At 36.2% G+C, this 12,048-nt stretch carries 6 protein-coding genes and 1 CRISPR repeat array (1 of these 7 cut by a window edge); of the genes, 2 read left to right on the plus strand and 4 right to left on the minus strand.

Annotation, left to right across the window (positions count from 1 at the left end; translation table 11 throughout):
• Nucleotides 1–45 precede the first annotated feature (45 nt).
• Complete coding sequence (purH, locus tag AC3QLY_RS07185; protein WP_492991145.1) at nt 46–1,542, plus strand: bifunctional phosphoribosylaminoimidazolecarboxamide formyltransferase/IMP cyclohydrolase; 1,497 nt, start codon at nt 46–48, stop codon at nt 1,540–1,542.
• 76 nt (nt 1,543–1,618) lie between these two features.
• Nucleotides 1,619–2,536 carry a DMT family transporter gene (locus tag AC3QLY_RS07190; protein WP_074420374.1) on the plus strand — a complete coding sequence of 306 codons (918 nt, stop codon included), beginning with the start codon at nt 1,619–1,621 and terminating at the stop codon, nt 2,534–2,536.
• Between the two features lie 9 nt (nt 2,537–2,545).
• On the opposite strand, the gene AC3QLY_RS07195 is transcribed toward AC3QLY_RS07190, so the two are convergent.
• The 4 genes from AC3QLY_RS07195 to AC3QLY_RS07210 all read right to left on the minus strand — a co-directional run bounded on the left by AC3QLY_RS07195 (nt 2,546) and on the right by AC3QLY_RS07210 (nt 7,849).
• Nucleotides 2,546–3,856: a DUF7033 domain-containing protein gene (locus tag AC3QLY_RS07195; protein ID WP_074420375.1), complete on the minus strand. Its 1,311-nt coding sequence runs from the start codon at nt 3,854–3,856 to the stop codon at nt 2,546–2,548.
• 12 nt (nt 3,857–3,868) lie between these two features.
• Complete coding sequence (locus tag AC3QLY_RS07200; RefSeq protein WP_074420376.1) at nt 3,869–5,248, minus strand: LutB/LldF family L-lactate oxidation iron-sulfur protein; 1,380 nt, start codon at nt 5,246–5,248, stop codon at nt 3,869–3,871.
• Between the two features lie 49 nt (nt 5,249–5,297).
• Nucleotides 5,298–5,888 carry a DUF3109 family protein gene (locus AC3QLY_RS07205; RefSeq protein ID WP_074420377.1) on the minus strand — a complete coding sequence of 197 codons (591 nt, stop codon included), beginning with the start codon at nt 5,886–5,888 and terminating at the stop codon, nt 5,298–5,300.
• Between the two features lie 521 nt (nt 5,889–6,409).
• Nucleotides 6,410–7,849, minus strand: a complete 1,440-nt coding sequence (locus AC3QLY_RS07210; protein WP_074420378.1) for an ATP-binding protein — start codon at nt 7,847–7,849, stop codon at nt 6,410–6,412.
• 445 nt (nt 7,850–8,294) lie between these two features.
• Nucleotides 8,295–12,048: direct repeats of the CRISPR family, unit length 47 nt; unit sequence GTTGTGATTTGCTTTCAAATTCTTTTTATCAGATCTTTGATAACAAC; it runs 831 nt beyond the window's last position.

Below are 12,048 nucleotides of genomic sequence, written 5' to 3' on the forward strand. Positions count from 1 at the left end.
GTTATTCCGGCAAACAACCAATCGTACCATAGTATGCAAAAACAAATGAAGTCGGCCCTAGTTTCAGTTTTTTATAAAGACGGATTAGCGCCCATTGCCCGGCAATTACAGGCATTAGGAATTACTATTTATTCAACCGGTGGCACCCAACAATTTTTAGAAAAAGAAGTGGATGTACCCTGTGTAGGCGTTGAAACACTTACCCATTATCCGAGTATTTTGGGGGGAAGGGTAAAAACCCTGCATCCGGCCGTTTTTGGCGGAATTTTAGGCAGAAGAGCAGAGGCGCAGGATATGGACGAAATGCAACAGTATGCCATTCCTGAAATTGATTTGGTGATAGTGGATTTATACCCTTTTGAAGAAACTGTTGCTGCCACCCATGAAGAAGCAAAAATTATTGAAAAAATTGATATTGGCGGTCCGTCTATGATTCGTGCGGCTGCCAAAAATTTTAAAGATGTAATGGTAGTGGCAGCTAAAGAAGATTATGCTGCTTTACTGCAATTGCTTACTGAACAACAAGGTGCCACTACATTGGAACAACGGCGTGCCTTTGCCGCCAAGGCTTTTGAAGTGGTGATGCATTATGATGTAGCTATTCACCAATATTTTACACCCCCGGCTTCTTTAACAGAGCAAGTGTTGCGTTATGGAGAAAATCCGCATCAGAAAGCCGCATTCAGGGGTAATTTAAGCGCTTTGTTTCAGCAACTGCATGGAAAAGAATTATCGTACAATAATTTGGTAGATGTAGAAGCGGCCATTCAATTGTTGTTAGATATTAAAACGGTAGCCAAACAACCGGTATTTGCCATCTTTAAACATACCAACGTATGTGGCATTGCTGAAAGGCCTACTTTGAAAGAAAGCTGGGAAGCTGCTTTAGCCGGCGACCCGGAAAGTGCTTTTGGCGGGGTGTTGATTACCGATCATATTGTAGATGCCGCAACCGCAACCGCTATTCAGGAAATATTTTTTGAAGTATTGATTGCCCCGGGCTTTGATGCCGAAGCCCTGCGTATTCTGCAGTTAAAAAAGAACCGTATTTTATTGCAATTGCATCCTGAAATTACATTGGAAAAACAACAACAAAAATCATTACTCAACGGCATATTGCAACAAACTGCCGATGAAGGAAATATTTTGGAATACAAAGAAACAGGTGGAAGAACTACAACCGAATGGGAAAAAGAAAATTTATTGTTTGCCAATTTGGTTTGCAAACATTTAAAAAGCAACGCAATAGCATTGGTGAAGGATAAACAGCTGGTGGGAAAGGGTTGCGGACAAACTTCGCGTATTGATGCCTTGCGGCATGCCATAGAAAAAGCGCAGCAATTTAATTTTTCACTGAAAGGTGCTGTATTGGCCAGTGATGCTTTTTTCCCTTTTAATGATTGTGTACAAATTGCACATGCTGCCGGCATTGAATGTTATATTCAACCCGGTGGTTCTATTCGCGATAAAGACAGTATTGATTATTGTGTGGAAAATAAACTGGCTATGGTATTTACCAACTTGCGCCACTTTAAACATTAAACACAACCATTGTAGTGCTTTTTATTAATCTGATTCAATTAGGCCACTTCAGTTTATAAGTGGCCTTTTATACACCATGCAAACAAAAACTAAAGCCTATATTGCTTTTGCTGCCACCGGTATTTTATGGGGCAGTACATGGGAAGCCAGTAAAATTGGGGTAGGTACCTTACCCGGTTTACAATTTTCAGCCATACGGCAGTGCATTGCCGGATTGTTGATAATAGGTTATTTTATGGCTAAGGGGCAACCACTACCTACACGCAGACAATTTGTATTTTTAGCAGGAATGGGTTTTTTTACTTTCTTTTTATCAAATGGAGTGAGTACCTGGGGGCTTAATTATATTTCCGGGGGTATGGCTGCACTCATTGCAGCTATGTATCCATTATTTGTTGTTCTCATTGAAATTATTTTCTTCAAAAAAAATATAGCACGTCCTGCCACTTTTTTGGGGCTTGCAATGGGTATAGGCGGTATTGTATTGGTATTTTATGAAAATGCCATACATCAAAACACGCCGCATTATTGGAAGGGTATATTACTTTGTTTAATTGCTACGCTCGGTTGGAGTGTGGGTACTATTTTACTGGCCGGAAACACTTTACAAATACATCGGCAATATGCATTGGGTTGGCAAATGTTTTCTGCTTCTTTTTTTATAGGTTTCCTGGCATTTGTTACCGGTAATCATATTCCGTTTCATCAAATTACACTTACTTCATGGTTCGCTATGGCTTATCTTGTTGTAGCGGGTTCAATCCTGGCTTTTAAAGCATTTTTGTATACGATGGAACATTTAACACCTTCGGTGGCTGCATTGTATGCATATATTAACCCAATTGTAGCTTTGTTAATTGGAGCTGCTTTATTGAATGATGCTTTAACTTTTACAAATATTGTTGGTTCGCTGATTACTTTGGCAGGTGTTTATATTGTGAATAGAAGTGTACAAGTCCATACAATGACCATTGCCGATGCCGAGGGCATGTAGTACCCATATTTACGGTGTTGTAAAAAAATTGTAAAAAGCTTGTTTCCACGCTTTCATATTCCACTCATTACTAATGCAGTGATTATGCCATACCGGCATGCAAAAACCATTTACCGATTGGGTTATTGTTATCAATTGCTGTAACTCGGTATAAGCGGCCTGTGGTGTTAGCTTTTGTTGAAAAATGGCAGCAGTATCCATCCAGCAAAAAGGGTAAACCGTTAGGTGGGTGGTAGTTTCTTTTGGTAAATGATACCATTGAAACGGTTGTGCATACGATGCCCTGAAACCATTTACAGTGCTGTATCCCATTGAATAGTCGGCGGTAATTCCTAACTCAATCAGTTGTTCATAGCTTTCCGGTAAATGAAAGTGTAAGTAATGAAATCGGTTTTTGGTGATGGGAGATTTTATAAGGTTAGTAAGGATTTTTATTTCCTGCTCAGCTACGGCTAAGTTCGGTGCCGTACTGCTTTGTACCGATAAATGAATGCCCGTTTCAAATTGCTGGCTGATGCGTTTAATGAGCCTTTGCATTCCTTTTTTATAGGGTGCAATATTTTTATCTAATTTATGTTTATTTTGGGATAGCAGAAAAAAGAATAATGCAGGAAGGTGCTGGGTAGTTAATATTTGAGTCATCTCATCAAATACGTCAAACGGATCACGTTGGTTGCCGGTAAATACACGTGCTGATTCTGTAAATTTCTCAAAATTTCCTGTTATCATGGCTTTAAAAAAATCTGCCATGTTTTTTATGATTCCCCGGTAATGGTATTTAAATGCCATATCAATATCAAAACCGGGAATAAATGTGAATGAATGTTGGGGTAATTGGTATGCAGGAAACAGGCATTGCATCTTTTTTTCAAACTGTTGCAACCACAAATCAATTAAGGGTATTTGGAGAAAATTTTCACGATAGGCTAAGCTTTTGTTTGCAGGGAACCTGCCAAAACTATCCGTTTCATGTGGTAAGTATTCTTCGTAACGGGATAGTAAATAAAATGATGCAGCAAAAATATCAAAGCCTAATTCACTCGCAAAACAAAAAAAAACGGGTGGTTTAAACCAATTGTCAATATATATCCGTTGTTTGTGTATATCGGTTTGATGTAACAGTCCGTGTGGTATAACATTTAAGCAAGGGCACTGAACCGTTAAAGTGGAGTAATTAATTTTAATGGATTTACACTTTTCAAAAAAGCGCAGGTCATGCGTAATTTGCCAATGTTTGCCTAACAAGGTTTCTATAATATAAGTTAACCTGGGCGAGGGTTCTTTTGCAAACAGCAAGTGTGTGGGGTTAGCAGCTTTCATAGGTAATACATGCTATCGTTTAGGTGCCTGTTCTTTCCACAACTCATTAAAAGTTTTTGGGCTGAACTGTAATGCGGTTCTGTGTTTAGTCCAGTCTTTGAATAATCGATGCACCATTTTGGTTTTCAGCTTTCCATTGCCTGTATTCATCATGCCTCTGTGCAGGCTGGCCATTTTCCAGGCTTTCCAGGCCAAACGTTCTGAGAGTCCACTATTGCCTTCCTGAACCGATTCGTGCCTGTTTTCTAACAATAATTCATGCAGATTAATACGTACCGGACAAACCTCTGTGCAGTTACCGCAAAGTGAGGATGCAAAACTGAGGTGTTGATACTCCTTCATTCCCTTTAAATGGGGCGTAATTACACTGCCAATGGGGCCGCTGTAGGTGGTTTCATAGCTATGGCCACCAATATTTTTATATACTGGGCAGGCATTTAAACAGGCACCGCAGCGTATACAGTACAATGCTTCACGGGTTTTTGCATTGGCCAAAAGGTTGGTGCGGCCATTGTCTAATAATATCACATACATTTCTTCAGGTCCGTCTGTTTCACCGGGTTGCCGCGGCCCTGTAATAATGGAATTATAAACGGTAATTTGCTGGCCAGTGCCAAACGATGACAATAAGGGCCAAAACAAAGGCAGGTCATACACCGAGGGTAACACTTTTTCAATTCCCACAATTACAATATGGGTATTGGGCCAGGCGGTTGTTAAACGTGCATTGCCTTCATTTTCAGTAATGGCAATACTGCCAATATCGGCCAGAATAAAATTGGCACCGGTTATCCCAATTTGCGCCGCAGTATATTTTTCCCTCAATTTTTGCCGGGCAATCTGCGTAATTTCACCGGGGGTTAAGCCACCGGGAACACCCAATTTATCGGCAAACAATTTAGCTACATCTTCCTTGCTTTTGTGCATGGCAGGGGTAACAATATGGTAGGGTGGTTCGCCATCCAATTGTTGAATGTATTCTCCCAAATCGGTTTCTACACTTTCAATGCCATTGGTTTCTAAAAAATGGTTTAAGTGAATTTCTTCGGTAACCATACTCTTGCTTTTTACAACAGTAGTACAGTTTTTAGCTTTACAAATATGGCCAATGGCAGCCAGTGCCTGTTCGGTATTTTCGGCCCAGATAACCTGCGCCCCACGGGCTGTTATTTGTTTTTCGAATTGCTCTAATAAAGTATCTAATTGTTCAATAGCACGCCATTTAATATTCTTGGCTTTTTCGCGAACAGCAGGCAGGTCGGCAAATTGTTGTTGCCCTTTTGGAACGGCAGCATTGTATTTGCCAATATTGAAATTAATTTTTCGGCGATGGTCTAAATCGGGTGCTTTAATGGTGCTTTTTGCAATAAAACCTGCTGCATTTTTGTTCATATCCTCTCAATTTAATGCTGATAAACACTTGCAATTTGAATTCAAAAAATTATTTTTTGGCCAGGCGCATATTTTCGGCGGTTGCTGACAGCGCTTCATAAAATTCGGTACCATATTTTCGAATCAGTGCATCTTTTAAGAAAAGATATACCGGTACTTTTAGTTGTTTACCCAGCGAACAGGCCGGACTGCACATCTTTTCCCTTGGTTCATAATTTACATATTCCACATCTGTATGTTTTTTACTGGCCGAAATGCGAATGGGGTATAAGTGACAGCTGATGGGCTTTTTCCATTGGGTTAGGCCTTGCATATATGCTTGTTCAAAAGCGCAAAGAATAACACCTTGCGCATCACGTTTGCCATAAATACAAATGCCTGAGCCAATGGTTGGGGTTACCCAGCCAAATTCCTTATCGTACACTGCTTCACCCTGTTTTTCCAGTTCTTTCAGTCCCGCTGCACTCATAAACGGCTTAGCTGCGGCAATGCTGTTTTTTATTGCGTTCAATTCGTCTATTTCCAATGGCGCACCGGCATCGCCATCCTCACAACAACCGCCTTTACATTTATTTAAATCGCATACAAATTGTTCTTCTACTACAGCATCGCTGATTAATACCTGATCAATTGCTATCATTTTATGTAATCGGGTTTAAATGGGTATTGGTTACAAAGGTAAAAGGTTTGGGGAAGTGATGGGTTGTTTGCGGAAGATAGCTTTTTGATGAAGGTAGAAAGCCGAAGGCAACTGATTCATTTAAAAATTCTCAGACATTCATTGTGGAATCAGCATTCATATACATTTTGTTCGTTTTATTATAATAAAGCGAAAAGGTGACCAACATACAGACATATTTCAAACGGACAACGAGTAAGCCGACCCACAGGCAAAAGCCAAAGTGACTTGTCCTGAAATAGGTTGACAAAATTGTTAACTTTATTTCGCACAAAATGAGTCAAAAAAAACAAAAAAGGAAATTGTTGCCGAGTATTTGACAGGCAACTACACTTATCTTTGATAACAACGATAAAGGTGATTATAGTAGGGATGTGTCAAAAAACACTGGCTCGAAAGTAATCATCTTTATTTTTTAAAAGGTACTCGTTGTGATTTGCTTTCAAATTATTTTTTTTCAGATCTTTAATGGCGTTCTATTGTCATGTGTTTAGTCTTTGCTTTTGTAAAATAGTGTTCTTTCCAACAGTGTATGCATAAACTGATGCAGGAATATATTTTAATTTTAAGTCGTCTATTTCTTTTGTGCCTTCTTTGTCTATAGTTGTAATTAAAGACGTTTTCAAGTTGTTGTCTCTAAGGAATTGCAGTAGAGGTTTTAAGTCACCTGGTTTTTCAAAAAACTGATTACTCCATTTGATTTCTACAGCCCATTGAGGTTTAAAATTTTTGTCGTCAAGTTTTACCATATCAACTTCTCCTTTCTGCCATCTCGCATAATATGGAGTGAACCAATCTCTGTGCAGCCATTGAGCATAGATAGCTGTTTCAACCATGTTTCCTATGAACGGGTCAGTTGGTTGTAGCGGAGCAAACAACGCACTTCGCAACGAAGGATTAGTCAGGTAAATTTTGAACTGTGTTGCTCGTTGAAATTGTTTGGGCTTATTTGAAATTTTATGAACAACTTTTATAAGAAATGCAGCTTCTAAGTATTCAATGTAACGTTTAATGGTGTTCTTTTGAACGCCTGAATTTTTACTCAATTCTTCAAGGCTTACTTCTCCGGCACTGTTATATGCAATTGCCGTAAATAGCGAATTGAGTTCTTGAACGTCTCTTATTCCGTAAAGGCTGGGCAAGTCTCTTAATAAAACTTTGTCGATAATGTCACTTCTGATGTAGCGTCCCGGATTGCTTTGAATTTTATCTGAGAAAATAACTTCGGGATAACCACCATAATTGATATAGTCCAAAAAATACTTGTTAAGTTCATTTATATTATTGGTGCTGTAAAACTTTGTCAAACTACCTTGCCAGTCCAAATTGGTTTCTGTGATTAGTCTGTTTAATTGTTTTAAATGTAGAAACTCATTAAAAGTTAAAGGTGGTAACATGAAATCTGTGAATCTTCCTGCACCGCTCTCGTTACTCTTAAGTCGTAAAGCAGCTGCAGCAGAACCCGAGACCACAAATCGAGTATGAGGATAACTGTCAACCAATGACTTTAGATGCACTTCCCAATCTTTTAAATATTGTATTTCGTCAAAGAAAATAAACCACCCTTTAGGACTATATTGTTTTGTTGCTTTTCGGCAAAAGGTAAAAAGTTGCTCTAAACTAATATTGTTGTAAATAGGCGTTTCAATAGATATGAAAGCTATTTTCAGAGGGTCAATTTCGTTTTCAAGAAGATTTTGAACTGCATGATACATCATTACTGTTTTCCCAACTCTTCGAGGTCCCATTAGAACAACAGCACGTCTAACACCTGTCTCTGTAACGAGTGGCATGAATAAGTCAAAATATAATCTCCTTTGCATCGAGGTATAATAATCTTCTACTGTTCCTGTCACCCACCAAGGATTTTCAAATCTTAGTCGGTCGAGAACCTGTTCTTCAGAGTATGGTAATAAAGTCATTTTTAGTCATTTAATATCGCAAAAATACAATAATAAGATTATTGTACAAATCTTATTTATCATAAAATTGTGTCAATAAGGAAATTTACTTTAATAATGTTGCTTAATTGTCAGAATTGGTTGACGCTAAAATACGCTTGCTATCAACAGTTTGCGTGTTGCCGTAGTTGGCAATTTCGGTGCACTTCACTGTCAACCTGCACAAAGGTTTGATAGTATGTCTCGACCTAAAAAAAGTTTACACTATTTGGTTAATAATCCTAACACAAGTTTACATATAATTGTTAATACTAAATAAGGTTAACATTAAAAATGTTAATTGTTGCCGAGTATTTGACAGGCAACTACACTTATCTTTGATAACAACGATAAAGGTGATTATAGTAGGGATGTGTCAAAAAACACTGGCTCGAAAGTAATCATCTTTATTTTTTAAAAGGTACTCGTTGTGATTTGCTTTCAAATTCTTTTTATCAGATCTTTGATAACAACAAAAACTTAATGATGTAGAAAATGTCATTTGTTGTGATTTGCTTTCAAATTCTTTTTATCAGATCTTTGATAACAACATTTAAACCTTTTAAATGCCACGGGGCATCGTTGTGATTTGCTTTCAAATTCTTTTTATCAGATCTTTGATAACAACTGTTTTATCTTTTTCCGCAACCTTATTGCGGTTGTGATTTGCTTTCAAATTCTTTTTATCAGATCTTTGATAACAACAAAAGAGTAAAATTTAATTGTTTTTTACTGGTTGTGATTTGCTTTCAAATTCTTTTTATCAGATCTTTGATAACAACACTGCACCTTTAGTTACCATTACCGGCGGTGTTGTGATTTGCTTTCAAATTCTTTTTATCAGATCTTTGATAACAACAGGTATCTGAATCCGGCGCCCGCCGTTCTGGTTGTGATTTGCTTTCAAATTCTTTTTATCAGATCTTTGATAACAACCAATTTCATTGATGTGCACGTCTTTACATGTTGTGATTTGCTTTCAAATTCTTTTTATCAGATCTTTGATAACAACCTTTACTACCGATTTTATAACTGAACCCGGTTGTGATTTGCTTTCAAATTCTTTTTATCAGATCTTTGATAACAACTAACGCGTTACAGTTATCCGAAGTGGGAGCGTTGTGATTTGCTTTCAAATTCTTTTTATCAGATCTTTGATAACAACTTGTATTGGGGTGAAAACATCACTTTCAACGTTGTGATTTGCTTTCAAATTCTTTTTATCAGATCTTTGATAACAACATATGCAAATTCTCTATCAACGTCCCTCTGGTTGTGATTTGCTTTCAAATTCTTTTTATCAGATCTTTGATAACAACTGGCGATGCCTATAACCCAACCACCTACGGGTTGTGATTTGCTTTCAAATTCTTTTTATCAGATCTTTGATAACAACTTGCTTTTAAGCGAAGGCTTGTCGGAATTAGTTGTGATTTGCTTTCAAATTCTTTTTATCAGATCTTTGATAACAACCAATAAGCAGCGTAGGCAATGGCACCCTGGTTGTGATTTGCTTTCAAATTCTTTTTATCAGATCTTTGATAACAACGCCATTTTGTTAAACTCTTTACCCAGCTTAGTTGTGATTTGCTTTCAAATTCTTTTTATCAGATCTTTGATAACAACGATTAGTTTTTTCATGTGTACATTTTATGTGTTGTGATTTGCTTTCAAATTCTTTTTATCAGATCTTTGATAACAACTTCATAACTGCTGATGTGGCCAAAGGCTCCGTTGTGATTTGCTTTCAAATTCTTTTTATCAGATCTTTGATAACAACGGGCCTTCACTTTTGGTATTGGTTGGATTTGTTGTGATTTGCTTTCAAATTCTTTTTATCAGATCTTTGATAACAACACGGAGAAGAAACCATTACTGTTTCCTACAGTTGTGATTTGCTTTCAAATTCTTTTTATCAGATCTTTGATAACAACTTACTTTCTTTAAAAACAATCAACCAATTTGTTGTGATTTGCTTTCAAATTCTTTTTATCAGATCTTTGATAACAACAGTTGACTGTTTTTGAAGTTAAATCCTACGGTTGTGATTTGCTTTCAAATTCTTTTTATCAGATCTTTGATAACAACTTAATGATTGCATAAAAATAGATGATTTAAGTTGTGATTTGCTTTCAAATTCTTTTTATCAGATCTTTGATAACAACTTTTAGAGTTTGATCGTCCTTCCAGAAATGGTTGTGATTTGCTTTCAAATTCTTTTTATCAGATCTTTGATAACAACTCCTAATTTTGGATTTGATATTGATTGTAGGTTGTGATTTGCTTTCAAATTCTTTTTATCAGATCTTTGATAACAACAGTTGACTGTTTTTGAAGTTAAATCCTACGGTTGTGATTTGCTTTCAAATTCTTTTTATCAGATCTTTGATAACAACTTAATGATTGCATAAAAATAGATGATTTAAGTTGTGATTTGCTTTCAAATTCTTTTTATCAGATCTTTGATAACAACGTAAAAAAGTAAGAAAAAACTTTTTGTTTAGTTGTGATTTGCTTTCAAATTCTTTTTATCAGATCTTTGATAACAACGATATTGTATTAATTATTGAATGAATCATTGTTGTGATTTGCTTTCAAATTCTTTTTATCAGATCTTTGATAACAACCAATACAGATGTTAGGTGCAACCCTGTAGGGTTGTGATTTGCTTTCAAATTCTTTTTATCAGATCTTTGATAACAACATTCATAAAATTCCGCCTCAAGCGGTTAGAGTTGTGATTTGCTTTCAAATTCTTTTTATCAGATCTTTGATAACAACTAAATTTAATACAGTATTTATTAACCCGTTGTTGTGATTTGCTTTCAAATTCTTTTTATCAGATCTTTGATAACAACGTTATTTTTAAATTGGTAACCAACGGCAGTGTTGTGATTTGCTTTCAAATTCTTTTTATCAGATCTTTGATAACAACTTTACATCCTGATGCAACTCTGCATAGCTAGTTGTGATTTGCTTTCAAATTCTTTTTATCAGATCTTTGATAACAACTGAAATTTCTTTTTTCAATTTATTTCTTTCGTTGTGATTTGCTTTCAAATTCTTTTTATCAGATCTTTGATAACAACTTTTAATAGCCCATTATAAACGGCATCTAGGTTGTGATTTGCTTTCAAATTCTTTTTATCAGATCTTTGATAACAACATTAAATCATTTATTCGTCAGCCCACCTGAGTTGTGATTTGCTTTCAAATTCTTTTTATCAGATCTTTGATAACAACAGCTGCATGTTCGGGCCGTACACGATCATCGTTGTGATTTGCTTTCAAATTCTTTTTATCAGATCTTTGATAACAACTCCATAAATCAGCAATATCCATCACTTTAGTTGTGATTTGCTTTCAAATTCTTTTTATCAGATCTTTGATAACAACAGTGGAAAAAAATACAAAAGGTGTCATGGCGTTGTGATTTGCTTTCAAATTCTTTTTATCAGATCTTTGATAACAACACGCTTCCCGAATATGTAGCTGCACCAGCGTTGTGATTTGCTTTCAAATTCTTTTTATCAGATCTTTGATAACAACACTACCTGTAATATACCCTATATCATTCGTGTTGTGATTTGCTTTCAAATTCTTTTTATCAGATCTTTGATAACAACAGTGTTACAATGAAAGGTGGCCTATTTTCAGTTGTGATTTGCTTTCAAATTCTTTTTATCAGATCTTTGATAACAACTTCTTGGCAAAACTGATCATCGGAGAGTGTGTTGTGATTTGCTTTCAAATTCTTTTTATCAGATCTTTGATAACAACAAATGGGAAGGTAACCATTGATGGTGTAGAGTTGTGATTTGCTTTCAAATTCTTTTTATCAGATCTTTGATAACAACTGAAACAACTGCACCAAGGCAGCATCGTTAGTTGTGATTTGCTTTCAAATTCTTTTTATCAGATCTTTGATAACAACAGGCACGCCATTAAAGTAAAGGGTATCGCCGTTGTGATTTGCTTTCAAATTCTTTTTATCAGATCTTTGATAACAACTAGGTTTCATCGCTTAACATACGCATTTAGGTTGTGATTTGCTTTCAAATTCTTTTTATCAGATCTTTGATAACAACTTTGATATACCTTACTGTTCGGTTCGCATTGTTGTGATTTGCTTTCAAATTCTTTTTATCAGATCTTTGATAACAACTGCCTGAATTATTTCT

Source organism: Hydrotalea sp. GW822-HT8A01, from assembly GCF_058798575.1.